Source organism: Microcystis sp. M049S2, assembly GCF_020245625.1.
Classification (GTDB): domain Bacteria; phylum Cyanobacteriota; class Cyanobacteriia; order Cyanobacteriales; family Microcystaceae; genus Microcystis; species Microcystis ichthyoblabe_A.
Genome location: NZ_JADBUN010000057.1, coordinates 1 through 20996, shown reverse-complemented (window position 1 = coordinate 20996; position 20996 = coordinate 1). Strand labels below are relative to the sequence as shown.

The window sequence follows — 20996 nt, the reverse complement described above, 5'->3', positions numbered from 1 at the left end:
AGGCTTTCAAGACTCGGTTAACAATTTGTAATATTCCTTGTTGACACCCTTACTGACAAAGAAAAAACTGAAATCAAGTCAGGATAAGGGTTGGAGTGCTTACTGCAAAAATTGTTAAGAAAGATCCCTATAAGGGATAGTTATAATAAGGGGGGCATCTGATAATTTTTAACGCCTACCTACTTAAGTATTACTGTTCACTAACAGGGGTATTCGTGAGAGAGGAAGGGTAAAGGGGTTAATTCTCCTGTTGCCTCGCCGATTTGCACTTTTAAACCCTCTCCTCCCGCTTTTGTTTTCACATAACCCAAGCCAAAATCCTCCAGCACACTGGTGAGTAAACCGACTTTTTGCCCTTCTAAAATAATCGGGGTATTGCTGGGGACGGGTTGGCTGAGTTTTATGCCCCAAAGTCTTTGTTTTACGCCTTTATAGGTGTTGAGACGGGCGATAGTTTCTTGACCAATATAACAACCTTTATCAAAGACGATCGCTCGCCACAAACCGGCCTCTAAAGGGTTATAATCTTCGGTTAATTCTCGATCGACTGCCGGTCGTCCCTGATGGATTCTCAGGTATTCCCACACCTGTTCATCGGCGGGAGTAACGCCATTTTTAATTAAATTTTCCCAGAGAGAACCCGCTTCGGCGGCGGCAACGATTAAAGTATATCCGGGTAGATCTAAGCCAGTGCCGACGGCCACTCTCAGGGGGGGGTCAGAAAGGAGATAATGAGTATGCTGCACCCCCGTTAAAATCTGCTCTAGAACGGCGATTTTTTGCAGGTATTGCCCGCTTTCAGTACCGATTAGGTTGAAAATGCCAAAATTATCGGTTAAGTCGCTAATTTCCACCTTATCGAAGGGGAAAATATAGCGATCAATCAATTCCAGTAAAAATTGACGACGTTGGGGAGAAACGAGGATGAGGAGGGAATCATCGCCAGCGTAAACCGTGACAAAATCGAGGGTACGACCGGTAGAGTTAAGGAAAATTGTCTCACAACCCTGACCCGGTTTCAGGCGATCAATCGCGTTACTGGTTTGATTGTGGAGAAAACGCAGTCGATCCTGGCCTTTTAATTCTAATAAACCCCAATCGGAGCGATCGATTAAAATTGTTTGGGATGCTAAACTTTGGGGATCATTGTGGTAATCTTTGAGAAAATTAGCGGCATACTCTGCCTTGATCGTGTCTAAATCTGCTTTCATTGGGGTAAATTAGCGAATAATCGGTTAATAATGCGCTCGGTTTTCGTTTCCAAACTCTGCCAATCCAGTTCACCGGTGGGGTCGAGGAGACTGGTATCGATGGTGACGCTCTCTCCTTCATCGGTGGGATAATCAAGAAAACAGACTTGAAAACAAAGTTCCCAAATATTTACAGTAACGGAGCGATCGAGATAAGTCAAACAGAGCAGATAACTGGGATAGGGATCTTGAATTTCTGTATAAGTTCCTTTCCAGAGGGAATTTTCTAACTGTTTACGCAGATTATCCAGCACCCGAATAAATGCCGGCTGCATTAACAATTGTGCCTGTTCCCAAGCGATAATATCTTTAAATTTTGGATTCATCTTATCAGTTATCAGTTATCAGTTATCAGATTTGAGGATTAAGTGATAACGGCATTAACAGTGCTGTTTTTTCACTGGTTACTGTTTACTGTTTACTGATTACTGGTTACTGTTTACTGATAACTGATAACTGATTTAGGCTGTTACTAGGGCTGCTTCCTTAGCTGCCATCATTTTCATCAGGTCTAACATCCGGCAGGAGTAACCCCATTCGTTATCGTACCAAGAGACGACCTTAAAGAAATTGGCATTAAGTTGAATGCCAGCTTTAGCATCAAAGATACTGGAACGGGGGTCAGTGATAAAGTCACTCGATACCACTTCCTCATCGGTGTAACCGAGGATACCTTTCATCGGTCCTTCGCTGGCGGCTTTCATAGCGGCGCAGATTTCCTCGTAACTGGTGGCTTTTTCGGTTTTAAAGGTTAAATCCACCGCCGAAACGTTGGGAGTTGGCACACGGAAAGCCATACCGGTTAATTTGCCTTTTAGGGAAGGAATAACTAGGGTTACTGCTTTGGCTGCCCCCGTGGAGGAGGGGATAATATTTTGACCAGCGCCGCGACCACCGCGCCAATCTTTTTTCGATGGACCATCCACGGTGGGTTGAGTGGCGGTCATCGAGTGTACCGTGGTCATTAATCCTTCTGCTAGTCCGAAGTTATCGTTAATAACTTTGGTGATCGGGGCTAAACAATTGGTGGTACAACTAGCGTTAGAGACGATCAGATCCTTAGCGGGATCGTATTCATTATCGTTAACGCCTAGTACAATAGTACGAATCTTGTCGGGATCTTTGGTGGGTGCGGAGATAACCACCCGTTTGGCCCCTGCTTGTAGGTGTTTTCCTGCTCCTTCGGCGGTGGTAAATAAACCGGTGGACTCGACCACATAATCGGCCCCGGTGGCACCCCAGGGCAGTTGAGCGGGGTCTTTAATCGAGTAACAGGGGATAAACTTACCATCCACGACGATGCCATCTTCTTTCGCTTCTACCGTACCCTGAAAACGTCCGTGGGTGGAGTCGTATTTGAGCAGATAGGCAATATTATCGGGGGGGACGAGATCATTGATACCAACAAACTCGAAATCAGGATTTTGGATACCGGCCCTAAAAACGAGGCGACCGATACGACCAAATCCGTTGATGGCGACTCTTACTTTTGTCATGAAAAAAACTCCTTTGCAGCTGCGATAAGCTTAGGCACGATCAAGAAAAAACAATCCGAGAATTGATTAGCCTGTAGAGAATCACTATATATGCTAATCAGCTTTTATTGATCGCTAGATGAAGTATAGAAAGATTTTAAGTTTCAGTGCTTCCAAGATAAAAAATAATAAATTTTCTACCCTAGTCCTCCCCGCCACCGGCATCGAGAAAACCGGATTAGGCCTTGGCCGACCAACGACAGTCTGATTATATAGCCTTTTGGGAAAAGTTGACATTAAAAAATCATTAAAAGCTTTCTGAGAATGATTGATACCTAAGTTAAGAAGACATTAATTTTCCTTTAAAAGCCATTTAAAAACCCTGCCCGACTGACATAAATTCCCCTAGCCGGATTGGCAAAATATAGCTTATTTTAATAGTTTTTTACGCTCCGAAAGGTTAGACTCTTGATTACAGTTTGAAAACTGACCGAGGGTTAACCCTCTCGATGGAGAAATTGTCTATCAACTCTCTTAATCTCATCGTTCATAGATATTGGAGAAATATTCATGGTATCCGCACCAGAAAGACCCTTAACAGAGCAAAATCCCCTTTCTCAAGACGAACTCTACAAAACCCATGCCTATTGGCGCGCTTGTAACTATTTAGCTGTAGGTATGATTTATCTGCGCGATAATCCCCTGCTCAAAGAACATCTTAAACCCGAACACGTTAAGTATCGTTTGCTCGGTCACTGGGGAGCAAGTCCGGCCTTAAGTTTTACCTACGTTCACCTCAACCGTTTAATCAAAAAATACGACCTCGATATGATTTTTATGGCCGGTCCTGGCCATGGGGCGCCGGGGGTACTCGGTCCGGTTTATCTAGAAGGAACCTATTCGGAAATTTACCCCGATAAAAGTGAAGACGAGGAAGGATTACAAAAATTCTTTAAACAATTTTCTTTTCCCGGTCACATCGGCAGTCACGTCACCCCCGAAACCCCCGGTTCTATCCATGAGGGCGGTGAACTGGGTTATAGTGTTTCCCATGCCTACGGTTCTGTTTTTGACAATCCCGACCTAATTACGGCCGTGGTGGTGGGTGATGGGGAAGCTGAAACCGGTCCCCTTGCCACCGCATGGCACTCGAATAAATTCCTTAACCCGATTCGCGATGGTGCGGTACTGCCAATTTTAAACTTAAACGGTTATAAAATCGCTAATCCCACCATTCTCTCCCGTATTTCGACCCACGAGTTAGAAAGTCTCTTTGTCGGTTACGGTTACACTCCCTACATCGTCGAATGTAAGGAAGATGAAGACCTCATGCACTGCCATCAAAAAATGGCCGCTACCCTAGAACACTGTATCAATCAGATTCGCTCCTATCAACAGGAAGCTCGCAGCACGGGTATTGCTAAACGTTACCCCTGGCCGATGATTATCCTCCGGTCTCCCAAGGGTTGGACAGGTCCGAAAAATGTTGATGGTCATAAAGTGGAAGGATTCTGGCGCGCTCACCAAGTCCCCATGGGTGCCATGCAGGAAAACCCCGAACACTTGAGAAAATTAGAGGAGTGGATGAAAAGCTATAACCCGGAGGAATTATTTGACTATACCACGGGTAAATTTAAGCCAGAATTTAAAGAACTGGCTCCTAGGGGTCATCGTCGCATGAGTGCTAACCCGCACGCTAACGGCGGATTGGTGCGGAAAGACCTAAAAATGCCCGATTTTCGTCAGTATGCCGTAGATGTCACCCACCCGGGCCAAGTGGAAGCAGAAAACACGGGAGTGATGGGGGTATTTTTGCGGGATGTAATGCGAAATAATATGACTAATTTTCGCGTTTTTGGTCCCGATGAAACTGCTTCTAATCGTTTAGCGGCTCTCTATGAAGTGACTAAAAAAGCTTGGTTAGCTGATACCTATCCAGAGGATTTAGATGGTAGCCAATTATCTCCCGATGGTCGTGTGATGGAGATGCTGAGTGAACATACTTTAGTCGGTTGGTTAGAGGGTTATTTATTATCCGGTCGTCACGGTTTATTTCACTCCTACGAGGCTTTTGCCCACGTTATTGATTCCATGTTCAACCAACACGCTAAATGGCTCGATATCTGCAAAAATCATGTGCCTTGGCGTGCTTCTGTTTCCTCTTGGAATCTGTTATTATCCTCGGTAGTTTGGCGGCAGGATCACAATGGTTTTAGTCACCAAGACCCCGGTTTTATCGATTTAGTAACCAATAAAAGTGCCGACGTGGTGCGGGTTTATCTTCCCCCTGATGGGAATTGTTTATTAAGTGTGGCTAATCACTGTCTCAAGAGCAAGGATTACACTAATATTATCGTTGCTGATAAACAGAAACACCTGCAATACTTGACTATCGAGGAAGCAATTAAACACTGCACCAAAGGTATCGGTATTTGGGATTGGGCAAGTAACGATGATGATGGAACGAATCCCGATGAACCGGATGTAATTATGGCTTGCTGTGGGGATATTATCACTAAAGAATCTTTAGCAGCAACGGCAATTCTGCGGGAGGAATTCCCTTACTTAAAAGTTCGCTTTATCAACGTGGTTGATCTGTTTAAATTACAGTCGGAAAGTGAACACCCCCATGGTTTATCGGAACGGGATTTTGATAGTTTATTTACCACTGATAAGCCAATTATCTTTAATTTCCACGGTTATCCTTGGCTGATTCATAAACTTACCTACCGTCGCAGCAATCAAGAACGTATTCATGTGCGCGGTTACAAAGAAGAAGGGAATATTAATACTCCCCTAGAATTAGCGATTCGTAACCAAGTTGATCGTTTTCATCTAGTAATTGATGTCATTGATCGCGTGCCGAAATTAGGTTCTGCTGCTGGTCATGTGAAAGAACGAATGAAAAATGCTATTATCGATAATCTCGATTATGCTTTTACCAATGGTATCGATAAGGACGAGATTACTAACTGGAAATGGCCTTATTAATTAGGCTAGAAAGTGGTTTAGGTGATGATAATTTATTAGTTTACCGATAAATTTCATCTTCCTATTCCACCTAAAAAATATTCTTGATTTTCTACAGGGTGAGAGCATCTCAAAAGCTGTTGACAATTGGACAATTTTGTGATCCGCATGGGTATTTTAGGTGATACCAGTCAATCAGAATAATTACGAAATCTTAACAATTGAGATGGCAAATTCTCCTCAAATTTGGATCATTTCATAATCAAAAGTTCATTACCAGAGCGAAAAATTACGCAAAATGGTGATAGTCACTTTACCTGTTTTTAAGGGAGGCTAATTTATCGACGATGACTGGGTGAAAATTAATCATTAAATCAATTTATAACAAGCAATCGAGGGTTTTACTCTTGTGTTAATGTACCTTAAAAAAGTAGCTATCACTTTATTTTAGCTCTTGGAAATAAAATTAAGATAAAGCGTACTAGAATAGATAATTTCTTCCTTTGAAAAAACGCATTCAATCATCTATTTTAATAAATGTTCTATTTCTTCATCTGTAAAACCAAATTGTCTAAAAATTCGTAAAACATAAGCAGGGGACATTTCTTTTGCACCTATATCGATAGGAACGATTCGACGTTGATTATACAATACTCTACAATATAAACGATGATCACCTTTTCCTTCTCGATAAAATTGACAGCCTCCTTTTTCAAGAATTTTGATTAGTGCTTTGGGTTTAAGAGAAGAAATATTTTTAGGCATAAACTTTTCTGAGTTCGTAAGTTTCGGGAGTTTCAGAATCTCCCACAGTTAAAAATTCATGAAGTTCGTCTATAGGAATAGGACTGGTATATATATTGGCTTGATCATGATAAATCTCCCAAAAAGATTCAATCGCTTCTTTTAGTTTCTCAATAGCTTTTTCCTGAGTTTCTCCTTGTCCAACTAATCCATTTTCAAGACATAATGAAACCCAATAATTTGCACTTTTTCTCAGAATAACGGTATAAAAGTTCATGATGATTGTTCCGTTGAAATTTTAATCGGGGATTAGAATTTACTCCAGCTTAATTTTAACGCAAAATCAACCCAACAAACTGCCCTTACCTCAATCCCTCGAATTAATGTCTTTGGATCACTTCATCAATAGACAACAAATAAGGCGCATTATACTTTGTTAATGCACCCTAAAAAAATCAGCGTGCTGCTTTGCGAATATCTTCGAGATCGCACTGATGTTGCCTTACTGGGAAAAAATGGTATAATAACAAGGATTGATTGATCTTATTGGCAAGTAATTATGTCATCTTTAGTTATCTCACAACATATTGAAATCACTCCTGGTATCTGTGGTGGAAAACCTCGTATTGCTGGACATCGAATTAAAGTTCAAGATATTGTAATTTGGCATGAAAGAATGGGAATGTCACCAGATGAAATTATTTATCACCATCCTACTATTACCCTAGCAGATGTTTATGCGGCCTTGACCTATTACCATGACAATCGAGAAGAAATTAGACGACAAATTGAAGCAGGAGAAACTTTTGCTAAACAACTACAAGGAAACAAACCATCTTTAATTGAGAAAATATTACAGGGTGAAAATGCCAGTCAAGATTAAATTTAATCTGGATGAAAGTGTTAGTAATGCTATTGCAAACGGCTTGAGAATGCGGGGAGTTGATGTCACAACATCCCCAGAAGAGGGTCTAATTGGTGCATCTGATGAAAGACAACTAGCTTATGCTTTGTCCCAACAACGAGTCATTTTTACTTTTGATGATGATTTTCTTAGTTTGGCCTCTACAGGTATTGAACATTGTGGCATTATTTACACTCGCCAACAACGTCAGCCAATTGGAAAAATTATCAGTGATTTAGTCTTAATTTGGGAATGTTTAGAACCTCAATATATGTATAAAAAGATTGAGTTTTTGTAAAGATTAGACACAATAATAAATAAGGCGCATTATACTCTGTTAATGCACCCGATAAAAAAGCGATCGCACTACGGCTACAGCGGCCGATGTCCACGCATTAACACGGTTGCGAGCTTTCTTTTCCGCTTCTTTGAGAGAACAAATTTTTAGTCTTTCCTTATTAAATCAAATCATATGAAACTTTTTTAAGCTCTTTTGTGTTTACATCATAACAATTGCCGTTAACATCAAAATACTCGCTGAGTACACTACCTCGACAGATAAGCTTTGTCCCACCGAACCAAGTAACTCGGACAGTTAATTCTTGACGACAGTTCGGGCATAGAGGATTTCTCTCTTTGTTCATCTGACTGTGATGGAAAGGATTCATTTTGTTTACTCCTTTAAAAGGTCAGCTAAAGTTTTTGGTCAGTTAACACACTATGAAAAAAAGTTACGAATAGATTGCCACAGACTACGAAGACCATCCTTAATTTTCAAATAGATTGAGTATAGAGTGTTTGAAAGCCATTCGGCAAAAGCTTCAAGAGAAGCTAAAATGATTGCTTTAAGTGCATCATCTAAGCTGTCTAAATAGTCAATTACAGTTTGTTTTTCGCGATCACTTAGTGCCATAGTGTCTCCATGAATTCAGATTTATGAAAAAAAGTCACGAATTGATTGCCATAAGCTTTGTAAAAAATCTTTGATTTTGAGATAAATCTCATATAAATTTCTACTAAGCCAATTGCCAAACGATTCATGGCTTTTCAAAGCTTTCTTCTTTTCTTGTTCATCTGCATTACCAAGAGCCTCAAGAACCCATTGTTTTTCTTTTGGTGTTAGTGCCATTTGATCTCCACTAAATTCATAAACAGGTCATAACTATAAAAGAAAATAGTTTCTTCAGAAAATTGGGGTCTTGTATCAAAATCAAGTAGATGGCATACAAAATAACCTTTAGCCAATTTATAAAGGACGATTGTGAAGATAAAACTTTTCTTGATTCTGCTTGGTCAAGTCGATCAAGTTCATCAATAATTCGTTGCTTTTCCTCTGGTGTTAACGCCATAAAATACTCTTTTCTAACTTCTAACGTTGTGGTGTAGGTGCGTCTTTGAGCCATTCAGCGACTTTGACAATCATTTCTTCATCGTCTGCTAAATCTTTTGCATCTGCTTGTACGATTAGAAGAACTAGATCACAGGAAGGAATTGTATCTTGATAGATTTTTTCATATTCGCGATCTTCTGCTAGACTGCGACCATATCCGGGTAAATCAACTACACTAAGAGTACCTCCTGTAGATAACTCAAATTCTTTCATTTGAGCCGACGTAGTTCCCACAATCGTATGGCTTGTTTTCCACTTAGCATTAAATAAGCTATTAATTGTAGTCGTTTTACCAACTCCCGCTTTGCCAAAAATAGCAACTTTTGGAGGGAGGGAGCGTTCTTGTCTGAATTTATCCAAGACTAGATTTAGATCATCTTCTGAAAGAATTTTCTTCATTTCTTCAAACATTCGATCTTTATCTGTTGGTGTTCTACCAGACTTTTTAGCCTCGCGTTCCCGACGCTGTTGATCCGCAAAAGCCTTAACTTCAGGATCGGCTAATTCAAAAGGGTCAGCAGGTTGTACATTATCTAGCTTGAAGCCAGCATAAGCATTGCTAATAATTTTTGTTAACAACGGAAGGAGGCGATAACGCTTCAATGCCGAATAATACTCGATATTATCAGTTGAAATTTCGGCATATTTTGTTAAAAGTTTAGTTAAATCATTGCATTTTCTTGCAATTTCATTTGCCGCCCTTTCCTCGGGCATATTCATACGCTCATTCCAAGCATTCGGAATCATTTTATCAACTTGATTAAGTCCCACGACTAAACGAATTGGGGCTTTATTTTTTCTGAGTCCAAACATAGCTTTTAGCTCCTGGTAAGAATTTTGGTTTTTAAATCTTGTAAACCCCACTCATGAATAGATGTGTAGGGAATGATTTGATGTCTTTCAAAAGTTAGGTGTTGAGAAACCACAGAACTGAAGATACTGTAAATATCGTCAATTTTTTCTGGAAGTCGCTTCAGTTGATCTTCTGATGGAATACCTTCATCTGTATTAAAAGGTTTCTGCCCTTCGTCGATTCCTAGATAATCTATTTTATTAAGGGCAATAGTCAAAGACAAAGATCGTCTGAAGAGCGGAGATAACTTCAATAAAAAAATTTGATCTCGCTTGTAGGCTCTGGTATCTGCCTGTGTAACCCAAACCAAGGAATCAGTTTTAGGGATCCATTCTTTGTAGAAAGGAAGATAGGTTTCATCCGCTGACAAGCTCTCCCCAATTCCGGGCATATCAACTACCCTTATTTGTTTGTAGGATAGGCCGCTATAGTCAGGATGAGATAAATCGAGATAAGTCCATTGGGGTTCTTTGGTACAGGCAACAGCATCATCTGTGGCCCAGTTTAAATTAAACAGCTTATTGAGAGTGCTACTTTTCCCAACACCGCATTTCCCAAAGAACAGAATAGTCATCTCTTCACCGCCCACAGTTTCTGAGCTTTGTGAGAGGGTAGTTATTTCTGTCATTTAACCCCCCGAATACTTGATACCAACTTGACTTAAAATCTGAACCACTTTACTCGCGTCATAACTGGGGACTTCTATCTGATCCCCTGAAATTGAGGCATTTGAACCCAATGAACCGACGATTTTTGCCTTAGCTTCTGATTTTTTAGAATCGAGCGCATATTTGTCTAAAACGAACTTCGTCATAAAATACCTACGTTAAACTGAGACATAAGCAATAATACTTAGAACTAGCGTCGCTGAGTTAGATGTGGTTAGTTTTAGGTCTGTTTTGCTTAACTACATTCCATCATGCCAAACGCTTCCAAAAAGTGACAACCCCTAAACATCGGATTTTATCGGGAGTTTTGTCGGGTAAATTTTTCTAAAAATTGGAAAAAGTGGGATTTAGTTGGGCTATAATACCCAAAAGTCTTTTGCTGTGTCGATTGTATGAATATCACGGAAGTCTTACAACTGATTGACGAACGCCTTATTGAGCGAGATAAAAAGCCGCTAAATACTATCCAGAAGGCTATTTTTGAAGGGAGTTGGCAAGGACAGAGTTATCAAGAAATAGGTAACGAATATCACCGCAGTGAGACTCATATTAGAGAGGAAGGTGCTAAATTATGGAAGCTTTTATCGGATGCTTTTGGGGAAGAAATAAGAAAATCTAATTTTCGTTCTACCATAGAAAGAATGAAGATTAAATCATCACAAATTGTTGAAATAAATCAAAATTTTAATTTTTGCTCTCAGATTTTTAATCAACTCAATAAAGATGACAAAAATAGAGAGATAAACTCTCAATATTCTCAGACATATCATGATCTAACCCTTGCTCCTCAAATTATTGACTTTTACGATCGAGAAAATGAACTGGCAACAATCTCGAACTGGGTGTTTAAGCAAAATACTCGCTTAATTGCTGTTTTGGGATTATGGGGAATAGGAAAAACCACCCTAGTTAAAAGATTTATTGATCTCAATTTAGAACAATTTGAAGTGGTGATTTGGAAAAGTTTAAAATTTCCTAAGTCTTTAGATTTATGGCTAAATGATTTATTGAATACTTGCCAAAAAGAACCGAAAGAAAGCACCGATAATAAAATCCAGCAATTGTTAGAAGTTCTAAGCAATCATAAATGTTTAATCGTCTTAGATGATTTTCAAAATCTTTTTGCTGTTGGTCAAATGGCGGGTAATTATCAACCTGAATATAGTAGTTATCAACATTTTTTAAAACTGATTGCAGAAATCCAACACCAGAGCCATTTTATTCTCATTAGTCAAGAAAAATCTGCGGAAATGAACTATCTTAATCAAGAAAATTCTCCTATTCAATGCTTAGAATTATCAGGATTTGAAGCGATTGATTTTCTTGAAAATAAAGGTTTACAAGATGGGGAAAGATGGTTAGAATTAATTCAATTATACGAAGGTAATCCTTTTTATTTAACCGATATTGCCGTTTTGATTAAAGATGTTTTTGATGGCAAGGTTAACGATTTCTTGGCAGAAAATAGCTTAGTTATTACAAAAAAAATGCAGTCTCATTTAAAACAAATTTTTGGTCGCTGTTCTCCCCTTGCCCAACAAATCGCCTTAGAATTAAGTAAAGTTGATCAACCTTTATCTAGAGAGGAGTTAAAAAATAACCTAGATTTATCTGCTAGTGATTTAATCAATGGTTTACAATCCTTGCAACAACGTTATTTAATTCAAAGGGAGCAAAACCGATTTCAATTATCATCTATTTTTAAAGCGTATATCAAAAGTGATTGATTGTAATATTTTTTAGAGGAGATCGAGTCTAAAAAAGAACCCTTCCAACCTCTTAAACTGATTGGTAATCATTAGAGGCAATCAGCGATATTGATAGCGATGTGTGAGATTATTCTTGAGATAATAAATGGCTGGTTATAATTAAATTAAAAATGGATTTTAGGTTCGATCCCCCCTGCCCCCCTTGATAAGGGGGGTTTGATCCCCCCTGCCCCCCTTGATAAGGGGGGTTTGATCCCCCCTGCCCCCCTTGATAAGGGGGGTGCCGGTAGGCGGGGGGATCTCCCTTGATAAGGGGGGCATCTGATAATTTTTAACGCCTACCTACTTATAAAGTCGATGTCTGATAACTGTTAACTGATCGCTGAATTTAACTTCTTAAAGAAACTTGGAACTGTTTAACTAAAGCTTCTCGCACTTTTGTCATTAAGGGTTCCACCTCTTCATCGGTTAAAGTTCGATCGCCGGCACGATAGACTAAACTAAAGGCCAAACTACAATGATTTTCTGGCACATTCTGCCCCTGATAGCGATCGAATAATTCGACTTTTTCTAAAAGAGTTCCCCCAGCATTTTTGATAGTTTTTGTCAATCTATCTACGGGTATATCTGTAGAAACAAAGAAGGCGATATCTCGTGCCGCCCCCGGATAGGTAGAATAGACCTGTAAACGCGGGGTAATTTTGGCACTATCGCTAAGAGTTGCTAACAGGATCGGGAACTGGATTTCAAAGGCATAAACTGCCTCAATTAATCCCTTTTGCTGACGCAATTGCGGGTGTAGTTGACCGAATATACCTAGGCGTTGTTTGCCAATCCATAAAGAGGCTGTTCGTCCGGGATGAAAACGCGCATCTTCGGCATCTTTTTCATAGCTTACCGTCAGCGAAAGGCGATCGAATACTGCTTCTAAAATCCCTTTTGCTTCATACCAAGTCATGGCCACCTCTTTACCCGATCGCAGCCAACGTCCGGCCGGGAAGAAATCACCGCCGAAAATACCGGCAATTGCATCGTATTCGTTGATATTATCCGATTCTAAGCGGAAAACTCGCCCGATCTCGAAGCCATTTAAGGAACCGTTACCCTGAGACTGATTATACTCAAACGCTTCGATTAAACCGTCTAGGAGATTAGTCCGCAAAGCAGAATACTCGACAAAAAGGGGATTAGCGAGGACAACTTCCGCTAATTCCGGTTTAACTAGGGAATACTGGACTAATTCCGTCAAACCCACTGCGCGAAAAGCTTCCCGCACCCGACGCTGTATAGTTTCCTCAAAGGATAATCCTCCGGCTGCGGTTTTTGCTGGCAAAGTATCGACAAAGCGATCATATCCGTACAGTCGCGCTACTTCTTCAATTAAGTCAATTTCCCGTTCTAAATCCCGATAACGGTAGTCTGGCACTGTCACAGTCCACAGAACAGGATTTTTTGAGGTTAACTGTAATTCACAGCCTAAATTGCCTAAAATCCGTTCCACATCTTCGGCGAGAATTTCACCGATCGCACCGTTATCTAGGGTAACTTGACCCAGTAGCTGCTGTAAACGTTCTAAACGCAATTCGATCGAACGACTGGACTGATCGGCACGATAATCAGCTTTAACCTGACTGCTGACAGTTCCCCCAGCTAACTCTAGAATCAAATCGATCGCCCTTTGACAAGCATATTCCAAAGCGGCGGGATTAACACCGCGTTCATAGCGTCCGGAAGATTCGCTGCGTAAACCCTGCGCTTTTGAGGAACGACGGATGGCGATCGGATCGAATAAAGCCGACTCTAGCACAAGATTAACGGTTTCCTCGTTAACTTCCGTATCTTGACCTCCCATCACTCCCGCTAAAGCTACCGGCTTATTATTGGCAGTAATTAATAAATTAACCTCTTTTAAGCTTCTTTCCTGACCATCAAGAGTAATAATTTTTTCCCCTTCCTCGGCAAAACGGACCCCAATAGTAACGGATTTACCTCCGGCAAAACTTTGTAAACGATCGCGATCGAAAGCGTGTAAGGGTTGTCCCCACTCCAAAAGTACATAATTAGTAATATCGACCACATTATTGATCGATCGCAATCCGGCAGCCTGTAAACGCTGTTGCAACCATAGCGGAGATGGGCCAATTTTTACCCCCTCGATCACCGTACCAATATAAGCAGGACAAGCTTTATTTTCTGATATTTCCAGCGTTAAATCTTTTTTAGGGGAAAATTCACCTAATTTCACTTTTGGTAGGCTTAATTCTCCTCCTGTCAAAGCTGCCACTTCCCGCGCGACTCCGATCATACTCAAAGCATCGGCGCGGTTAGCGGTGGGAGAAATATCTAAAATCACCTCATCGAGTCCTAAAAGGGGACGAACATCTGTACCTAAAGGGAGATTTTCCTGGCTAAAAATGTGGATTCCTTCAGAATCTTTAGTTAATCCTAATTCTGCGAGGGAACAGATCATCCCTTCCGATTTTACCCCGCGCAATTTAGCCGGTTTAATCGTTAAATTGATTTTTGGTAAATGAGTTCCCAAAGTAGCCACGGGAACTAGAATATCAGCCCTAGCATTGGGCGCACCACAGACAATTGTACTAGGGTTTTCCTGACCGATATCCACCTGACAGACACTTAATTTATCCGCATTGGGATGTGGTTGGCGATCGATAATTTTACCAATAACCACACCCTTTGCCCATTCTCGGCGATCCTCGATCTCTTCCACTTCTATTCCCGCAATTGTCAATAATTCGGCTAATTCTTCGGGAGATTGGGCTATTTTGACTAATTCTCGTAACCAGTTGATCGAAATCCGCATCGTTAATTCTTGCTTGCCGTTGGTTCTTAACTATTGTAAACCGTGGGTAGTCAATGATTTAGAGATTAGGGCCGATCGGCTGTTAGAATGTTAGGGGCAAGATGGAAGGCCTGTGTAAATAACCGATCATTTTCCTTGGCCAGGGGTGATATTATCTTTGAACAGATTACCGATAATTTGGGGAGATAATCAGTAGTTAGCTATCTATATCAAAAAGGATTATTTATGCCACCCGATCAAATAGAAAACCTACTCAACGGAATTTTGAGACAATACCAAAGTTCTTTTAGTGACAAAATCTATGGAGAAGAAAATGATGATTATGATCCGCTTATGAGGGTATTTGGAATTACTCCTAGTTTAAAAAGGGAAAATCGTCAGTATTGGGGCAGGGAACTAGGAATGTGTTGGCAACGTCTGGTGACAGAAGTTTTTAAGGCTAATTGTTTAGATTATCAACCGGCTTTAAAGATTGCAGATGATGAACCCTGTGACTGCATTTTAGGTAGAGATGCCATTGATACTAAATATAGAATTGGTTCAGGAGATTCTGGCACACTTAAAAAGTTTAAACAGTATGGAAAACTATTACAGGACAGAAAATTTAGACCTATTTTACTGATTGCGCGAGAGGATAACTTACGAGCATCGATTAAAGCTTGTCGTGTCGGTGGCTGGAAGGTTTTACAGGGCGAAGAAAGTTTTGATTATATACTTGAGCGCAGTGGGTTCGATTTGCTGAAAGCTTTTGATAAATTTTATGAAACACAGGAGTTTTATATTGCCCGATGAATATCTCAAAAAGATGGCAACTTCTGCACGGTGATTGTAGAGAACTTCTCACTTTACTAGAAGAATCTAGTATATCTTGTGTGATCACAGATCCACCCTATAATTATGAGTTCATTGGCAGAAATTGGGATCATGATGAAATCCAAAGACGCAGAGAACGCATTCAAAACAGTTCCACACTGGTAAAAAATATTCCCTATGGAAGTGGGTTAGCTGGTGGGGTTCGTAATCAGCGTTGGTATCAACGCAATCGCGAAAATGTGGTCAATTATATTGAATGGGCAACAGATTGGTCAAAGGAACTAATGCGTGTTTGTAAAAGGGGGGCTGTTGTCGCTGTTTTTAGTAGCACAAGAACACTGGCTCATATTCAGATTGCTCTTGAAAATGCCGGTTTTTATGCTAGAGATGTGCTGGTTTATAGACGACATTCAGGCATTCCCAAAGGATTAAATATTGAGAAAAAACTTGACAAAATTGGTGACACTAATGCTCAACAATGGCAAGGTTGGCATACTTGCTTGAGAAATGAATGGGAAGCTATAGTTATTGTGCAGAAGCCTCTAAAAAACAATTATATTGAAACTATACAAATGACTGGATTAGGTCCCTTCAAAGCTATACTAAGTGACGGCTCTTTTCAATCCAATATTTTAGAGGGCTTTTCTAAAGGACGGGATGAAAATTTTGATGAGCATTGTACGATTAAACCTTTATCATTGATTAGAAAACTGCTCGAGTTATTTCTACCACAGGATAACAGTCATATAGTTCTCGATCCTTTTGCCGGAACGGGTACAACTTTAATTGCCGCTCTAGAATTAGGTTATCAGACTATTGGTATTGAAATTGAAGATCAGTATATTAATATCATTCAACAACGTTTGGGGGAATATTTTGGCAAGATCGGACAAGAATTTGAGGTATTTGATTAGTCAATCTAAAAAGTTAACAATAACAACCGCTAGGGTAGAAAATCGGCTCGACAATAAATCCCTCGGAGAATTAAGGAGAGTTAGTCAAGCTTTCGATCAGAACATCATTCTTAATAACTCTTATCTTAAAATACACACAGACAGAACACTTCTGGGAAAATTATCCCCATCTCCCCTAAAAACAAGCTATCCTAAAGATTGCCATACCGTTGCGATTCTATCCGTGCCTTACTATTCCCAATATCCCGACGCTTTCACTCCCAGTTATCTGAGCGAACTACAAGGACAGATTCTCGCTTGTCCCCACTTCACAGTTAACAATTTAAATCGAGATTTCGTTAAAACCAAAGGCTTTTCCATCGCTTTTCGACGCACACAAATCAGCGAAGTTGCACGAATGTTTCCCTATTTTAAACCCTATCTCGATCGCAGTTTACAAGCTGACTGCAACGCTTTTTATCTTAATCCCTTACTCCTACAAACCGGTTCACGCGTCGATCCCCATATCGATCGCTCCCTGCGCTCCTATTGTAAAACGATCGATCCTCCGCTCCTAGTTAGCGTCCTTTATGTGCAGGTTCCTAGGGATATTCAAGGGGGGGAACTGGTACTAGCAACAGGCAATCGTTCCGTGGCCCAGATTCGTCCTTGTACTAACACCTTGATCCTCTTTCAAGGAGATCTCACCCATTCAGTTAATCCCGTTAGCTGTTCCGGTATTCGTCTGAGTCTTGTCTGCGAACAATATCGTTTAGATGCCGAAGAATTGCGAGAGATTCCCGAAATGCAGATAGAATCGCGAACCATAAAACCAGAAAAGAAAAAAAAGAAAGATCGGGTCGTTGCTCTACAATAAAAGGGGATTTTTGTAAAGATATTCTAGATGGTGATGCGCGAACCGATCGTCGAATTAAGGGGAGTAACCAAAGCTTTCGGCAAGAAAGTAATCTTAAATAACGTCGATCTGAAAGTGTACGAAGGGGAAGCGATCGGCGTGATCGGTCCGTCCGGGACGGGAAAATCGACGATTTTACGCTTAGTCGCCGGATTACTGGCCCCCGATCGAGGAGAAGTGTACATCTACGGCACAAAACGGCAGAGAACCGTAGAACAGGGGGAAGATCCCCTCGGTGTTGGTCTAGTTTTCCAACAATCGGCCCTTTTTGACTCCCTCACCGTCGGGGAAAATGTCGGTTTTGCTCTCTATCGCCACTCAAAGCTAAAACGAGCCGAAATCCGCGATTTAGTGGAAGAAAAACTCGATTTAGTGGGAATGTCCGGTTCCTACGACCTCTATCCCTCTGAAATATCCGGAGGGATGCGAAAACGCGTCAGTTTAGCCAGAGCAATTATCAGCGATCCCTCGATCGCCGCCGATCGAGCGAACATTCTCCTGTACGATGAACCCACTGCCGGACTCGATCCCGTCGCTTCTACCCGCATCCAGACGGTAATTATGGAACTTCTCAAGGTAAAAAAAGCCTGTGGGGCCCATCTCATTGTCACCCACGTCCACAGCACCATCGAAAATACCACCGATCGCATCGTTTTTCTCTATAAAGGTCAATTTCAATGGGTTGGACCGACTCAAGAGGCTTATCACTCCGAAATCCCCGTACTCAAGCAATTTTTTACCGGCAGTATCGATGGACCAATTCAGTAAACTGCCAATTGAGGGAAGTGGGGTGATGGGAAGTGGGGTGTGGGGTGTGGGGTGTGGGGTGTGGGGTGTGGGGTGTGGGGTGATGGGGAAGTGGGGTGATGGGGAAGTGGGGTGATGGGGAAGTGGGGTGATGGGGAAGTGGGGTGATGGGGAAGTGGGGTGTGGGGTGTGGGGTGTGGGGTGTGGGGTGATGGGGAAGTGGGGTGTGGGGTGTGGGGTGGTCACTGCGTGCGCGTTGCGGGGGGAAGTGGGGAGAATAAATAAAAATAATCTCCTGACTCCTGACTCCTGACTCCTGACTCCTGAATCCTGAATCCTGAATACTGAATCCTCACTCCCAACTCCTGAATACTGAATCCTCACTCCCAACTCCTGAATACTGAATACTGACTCCTATCTCCCGACTCCTGACTCCTGAATACTGAATACTGACTCCTGAATACTGACTCCTTGACTCTTGCCTTCAGAAGCTGATCACTGAAATCCCCCGATTTCTCCTGTAAGATACTTTTTAGAGACGAGGAGTAATTATTTATGGAAGCTGGCGGTTCACAACGAGGGATTTCCCCAACTCTGCGGCAAAGTGGTATCGGTTTAATGTTACTGACATCGGGGGGAATATTAATCTGGTTTGTCGCCTGGTTAAGTAATTTTAGCTTCGGGGGACGCAGTTATCGAGCCAGCTTCCTTTTTCCTAATGTGGGTGGCATGATGGTGGGAACCCGCGTCGGTTATCGGGGAGTGAGAATCGGGCAAGTGACGGCAATTACCCCAGAACCGGAGGGAGTCGCCGTAGAAGTGGAGATTTCGCCAGCAGATCGCCTAATTCCCAGTAATTCCCTCATCGAAGCCATTCAATCCGGTTTAGTGGGTGAAACCACGATCGATATTACTCCCCTGCAAGCTTTACCCGTCGGTGGTGTTAAAGAACCCCCTTTGAGTCCTAACTGCAATGGGGAGGTGATTATCTGTAACGGTTCCCGTTTACAAGGGCAATCGGCGCTAAATGTCAATACCTTGATCAGATCTTTACTGAGAATTTCTAATCTAGTTAGCGATCCCGATATGGTGGCCGGATTTCGTTCTTTTACCCAACGCGCTGCCAATGCCTTGGGGGGACTCGATCGCTTTAGTGGTGAGGCAACCACCGCTTTAAGCGAGGTTCGTCGCAGCGGTACTCTAGGTAAAGTTAATTCGGGGATGAGATCCCTGGAATCCTTACCGCAAGTATCCGGTTCCCTTGATCGCCTTTCTAGTGATCTTTCCGGTGTCGGGGGATTGAGTCAGGAAGCGACTACTTTACTGAAAAGTTTACAGGGAAGTGGCGGCCTGAGAAATTTAGACGCTACCCTAGTGGAGGCCCGAAAAACGCTGCTTTTGGTGGGAGAAACCACCGAAGAACTGCGGGTTTTTTTGGCAGCTAATCAAAATCGTTTAATTGCCACTCTCGATAGTATCAAAACTACTAGCGATCGCCTACAAACTACTCTCGCTGCTTTGGATCCCATCCTGACGGAAGTGCAGAAAAGCCAAATTATCGATAATTTAAACACTATTTCGGCAAATGCTGTTAAATTAAGTGAAAATTTGGGTAACTTTACCGCCTATCTCTCCGATCCTGCCACTGTTGTCACCCTACAGCAACTCCTCGACTCCTCTCGCGCTGCTTTTGCCAATCTTCAGAAAATCACCTCCGATGTGGATGAAATTACCGGTAATCCGCAACTGCGACAGGAAATTATCCGTTTAATTCAAGGTTTAAGTCGTTTGGTTTCTTCTAGCGAACAACTACAGCAGGAATTCGCCCAAGGTCAAGCAATGACAAGAATGGCCGCCCAAATTGCGACAATAGCCCCAAATCCCGCCCCTAATACCCCAGAAAAAGACCCTAAGAAACCTGAATCTGAGTAGCAGAATTTGGGGTTAGGGGTTGGGAAAAAAAGTCCGATCATTTGTACTAAATTTTTCAAGACCCAGCTAGTGTGCCTAATTTTTTGTCATAGCTAAATGAGGAATTTCTTCACCATGTTGACGATAACTTTCTTTAACGCCTTCCCAAGCTACAATTAATTCATTGAGTGCTGTTTGGGGGCTATCAGCAAAAGCGGAAACGCTAGGCATTTCTACTAAGTATGCTATCCAATCTCTCTCCTCATCTTGGAAGATATTAATGCTAAAACCGTTAAAATCCTCGGTGGTTGGATTCATTTTCTTCCTCCTGTATTTTTAAAAATTGTTTAACTTGATAAGCTTTCGCTTCACCGTTTTTTGTCGGTTGAATAGATAGACGGACTCTCTTGGATGAATACCAAATGTGATGACTTCCTGTTTGATGGTCAAAAGTCCAACCACAAAGATTAAGCAAACTCTCAAATTCGCTAAAACGTAGTCCTTGAGGCGAGTTTTTGGCCTTTTCTAGCAGTTTTTCTTTTTTTCCCATCGATCGATCACAACGAACTCAATCTATTTTAGCTTAAAGTTAAAAGAAGGAGATCGCATTTATACATCGCAGTCAGCCATCAGCTTGCAAGAGTTATCTCAAAAATGGCAATTAATTTGGCACGACTACTTACAATCGTTTTGAGATTAGGAGATAAATTTTCATCCAGCAAAAACCGAATTTTCATGCTTTTTGTAAATACTCCTGCTCCTTTTTAATTTTTGCTTTTCTTAAACGATCAAATGAACTACCCCGCCGCAAGCGGACGGGGTATCAGAATCAAAATAGACTCAATTGTAGATTTTGGTGTAGCTGCAGGTATTCTTTATCTTGTTCTTTTACATATCTCGCTATCATACCTTCATCCCCATGCTTTCCT

General features: G+C 41.4%; 22 protein-coding genes and 1 pseudogene. 9 read left to right on the top strand and 14 right to left on the bottom strand.

The window, feature by feature from the left end:
• Positions 1-200: 200 nt before the first annotated feature.
• The 3 genes from ygfZ to gap all read right to left on the bottom strand — a co-directional run bounded on the left by ygfZ (position 201) and on the right by gap (position 2746).
• Complete coding sequence (gene ygfZ / locus IM496_RS05045; RefSeq protein ID WP_194014391.1) at positions 201-1211, bottom strand: CAF17-like 4Fe-4S cluster assembly/insertion protein YgfZ; 1011 nt, start codon at positions 1209-1211, stop codon at positions 201-203.
• Positions 1208-1576 (bottom strand): hypothetical protein, encoded by a 369-nt coding sequence (locus tag IM496_RS05040; protein WP_002740015.1) that lies wholly within the window; start codon positions 1574-1576, stop codon positions 1208-1210. The genes ygfZ and IM496_RS05040 overlap by 4 nt, the downstream gene beginning before the upstream one ends.
• Before the next feature lie 135 nt (positions 1577-1711).
• On the bottom strand, positions 1712-2746 hold the full coding sequence (gap, locus tag IM496_RS05035) for a type I glyceraldehyde-3-phosphate dehydrogenase (RefSeq protein WP_287661425.1): 1035 nt from the start codon (positions 2744-2746) through the stop codon (positions 1712-1714).
• A gap of 549 nt (positions 2747-3295) precedes the next feature.
• Here gap and IM496_RS05030 point away from each other — a divergent pair.
• Entirely contained in the window at positions 3296-5716 is a 2421-nt protein-coding gene (locus IM496_RS05030) for a phosphoketolase family protein (RefSeq protein WP_287661423.1), read from the top strand.
• 504 nt (positions 5717-6220) lie between these two features.
• Here IM496_RS05030 and IM496_RS05025 read toward each other — a convergent pair.
• Together IM496_RS05025 and IM496_RS05020 are read right to left on the bottom strand one after the other, a co-directional pair.
• Positions 6221-6460 (bottom strand): type II toxin-antitoxin system HicA family toxin, encoded by a 240-nt coding sequence (locus tag IM496_RS05025; RefSeq protein ID WP_287661421.1) that lies wholly within the window; start codon positions 6458-6460, stop codon positions 6221-6223.
• The gene (locus IM496_RS05020) at positions 6453-6716 is read right to left on the bottom strand and encodes a type II toxin-antitoxin system HicB family antitoxin (protein WP_002776938.1); all 264 of its coding nucleotides are present in this window, start codon (positions 6714-6716) and stop codon (positions 6453-6455) included. The genes IM496_RS05025 and IM496_RS05020 overlap by 8 nt, the downstream gene beginning before the upstream one ends.
• A 282-nt stretch (positions 6717-6998) precedes the next feature.
• Between IM496_RS05020 and IM496_RS05015 the strand changes: the two genes are divergently transcribed.
• Positions 6999-7322, top strand: coding sequence for a DUF433 domain-containing protein (locus IM496_RS05015; RefSeq protein WP_002802877.1), 324 nt, complete (start codon positions 6999-7001; stop codon positions 7320-7322).
• On the top strand, positions 7306-7641 hold the full coding sequence (locus IM496_RS05010; RefSeq protein ID WP_036402436.1) for a DUF5615 family PIN-like protein: 336 nt from the start codon (positions 7306-7308) through the stop codon (positions 7639-7641). Before IM496_RS05015 ends, IM496_RS05010 begins: the two co-directional genes overlap by 17 nt.
• Positions 7642-8061: 420 nt before the next feature.
• Here IM496_RS05010 and IM496_RS05005 read toward each other — a convergent pair whose 3' ends face one another.
• From IM496_RS05005 to IM496_RS04985, 5 genes are all read right to left on the bottom strand, one after another.
• A complete protein-coding gene (locus IM496_RS05005; protein ID WP_002790891.1) occupies positions 8062-8256 on the bottom strand; it encodes a hypothetical protein in 195 nt (64 codons plus the stop codon).
• A gap of 21 nt (positions 8257-8277) precedes the next feature.
• The gene (locus IM496_RS05000) at positions 8278-8472 is read right to left on the bottom strand and encodes a hypothetical protein (protein ID WP_287661419.1); all 195 of its coding nucleotides are present in this window, start codon (positions 8470-8472) and stop codon (positions 8278-8280) included.
• Positions 8473-8712: 240 nt separating this feature from the next.
• Positions 8713-9546, bottom strand: a complete 834-nt coding sequence (locus IM496_RS04995) for a GTPase (protein WP_287661417.1) — start codon at positions 9544-9546, stop codon at positions 8713-8715.
• Positions 9547-9551: 5 nt separating this feature from the next.
• Positions 9552-10214 (bottom strand): GTPase family protein, encoded by a 663-nt coding sequence (locus IM496_RS04990; RefSeq protein WP_002754064.1) that lies wholly within the window; start codon positions 10212-10214, stop codon positions 9552-9554.
• On the bottom strand, positions 10215-10400 hold the full coding sequence (locus IM496_RS04985) for a hypothetical protein (RefSeq protein WP_002754073.1): 186 nt from the start codon (positions 10398-10400) through the stop codon (positions 10215-10217).
• Between the two features lie 246 nt (positions 10401-10646).
• On the opposite strand from IM496_RS04985, the gene IM496_RS04980 reads away from it, so the two are divergent.
• On the top strand, positions 10647-11981 hold the full coding sequence (locus IM496_RS04980; protein ID WP_287661413.1) for a helix-turn-helix domain-containing protein: 1335 nt from the start codon (positions 10647-10649) through the stop codon (positions 11979-11981).
• Positions 11982-12351: 370 nt separating this feature from the next.
• On the opposite strand, the gene pheT is transcribed toward IM496_RS04980, so the two are convergent.
• A complete protein-coding gene (gene pheT / locus IM496_RS04975) occupies positions 12352-14787 on the bottom strand; it encodes a phenylalanine--tRNA ligase subunit beta (protein WP_287661410.1) in 2436 nt (811 codons plus the stop codon).
• A 225-nt stretch (positions 14788-15012) separates the two neighbouring features.
• On the opposite strand from pheT, the gene IM496_RS04970 reads away from it, so the two are divergent.
• The 5 genes from IM496_RS04970 to IM496_RS04950 all read left to right on the top strand — a co-directional run bounded on the left by IM496_RS04970 (position 15013) and on the right by IM496_RS04950 (position 20088).
• On the top strand, positions 15013-15579 hold the full coding sequence (locus IM496_RS04970) for a restriction endonuclease (RefSeq protein ID WP_287661408.1): 567 nt from the start codon (positions 15013-15015) through the stop codon (positions 15577-15579).
• A complete protein-coding gene (locus tag IM496_RS04965; RefSeq protein WP_287661406.1) occupies positions 15576-16514 on the top strand; it encodes a DNA-methyltransferase in 939 nt (312 codons plus the stop codon). Before IM496_RS04970 ends, IM496_RS04965 begins: the two co-directional genes overlap by 4 nt.
• A gap of 223 nt (positions 16515-16737) precedes the next feature.
• A complete protein-coding gene (locus IM496_RS04960; protein ID WP_287661428.1) occupies positions 16738-17370 on the top strand; it encodes a 2OG-Fe(II) oxygenase in 633 nt (210 codons plus the stop codon).
• A 27-nt stretch (positions 17371-17397) separates the two neighbouring features.
• Positions 17398-18177 carry an ABC transporter ATP-binding protein gene (locus IM496_RS04955; RefSeq protein ID WP_080601625.1) on the top strand — a complete coding sequence of 260 codons (780 nt, stop codon included), beginning with the start codon at positions 17398-17400 and terminating at the stop codon, positions 18175-18177.
• A gap of 534 nt (positions 18178-18711) precedes the next feature.
• Entirely contained in the window at positions 18712-20088 is a 1377-nt protein-coding gene (locus tag IM496_RS04950) for an MlaD family protein (protein WP_194017198.1), read from the top strand.
• A gap of 75 nt (positions 20089-20163) precedes the next feature.
• Here IM496_RS04950 and IM496_RS04945 read toward each other — a convergent pair whose 3' ends face one another.
• The 3 genes and pseudogenes from IM496_RS04945 to IM496_RS22620 all read right to left on the bottom strand — a co-directional run.
• Entirely contained in the window at positions 20164-20385 is a 222-nt protein-coding gene (locus IM496_RS04945) for a type II toxin-antitoxin system HicB family antitoxin (RefSeq protein WP_190723128.1), read from the bottom strand.
• Positions 20360-20617, bottom strand: a complete 258-nt coding sequence (locus tag IM496_RS04940) for a type II toxin-antitoxin system HicA family toxin (RefSeq protein ID WP_194017201.1) — start codon at positions 20615-20617, stop codon at positions 20360-20362. Before IM496_RS04940 ends, IM496_RS04945 begins: the two co-directional genes overlap by 26 nt.
• 279 nt (positions 20618-20896) lie before the next feature.
• Positions 20897-20996: pseudogene (locus IM496_RS22620) on the bottom strand (IS200/IS605 family transposase); the annotation flags it as partial.